This window comes from Megasphaera sp. NM10 (assembly GCF_000417505.1).
Lineage (GTDB): Bacteria > Bacillota > Negativicutes > Veillonellales > Megasphaeraceae > Megasphaera > Megasphaera intestinihominis.
This window is the reverse complement of the sequence record NZ_APHY01000156.1, coordinates 1-301: the sequence shown is the minus strand read 5'-3', so window position 1 is coordinate 301 and position 301 is coordinate 1. Positions and strand designations below refer to the sequence as shown.

1 protein-coding gene is annotated in these 301 nt (G+C 46.2%); it reads right to left on the bottom strand.

What is annotated here, in order from left to right; translation table 11 throughout:
* The coding region (locus tag NM10_RS13475; RefSeq protein WP_020311957.1) for an IS3 family transposase at positions 1-301 on the bottom strand (301 nt) is incomplete at both ends.

Sequence of the window (301 nt, the reverse complement as noted above, 5' to 3'; positions counted from 1 at the left end):
TCTGCCGTCCATACTTTGACGGATATTGAGGTACGCAGATTCTTGTAATCATCACTGGTAACTGGCTGCTCTTGATCTGAATTGATAATGGCTGGAACGCCGCATGCTTTAACGGTTTCCGTCACGGCATGAATAACAGATTCTGCTTCCAGACTGTCTGAAAGATAGTGGCCGACCAACCGCCTGCTATACCAATCAATTATTGCAGTTAGGTACATATGCCCATGCGGCATCGGAATATAGGTGATGTCAATGGACCACACCTGGTCTGAAAAGACACGGTATAATCGCGCAACAGATA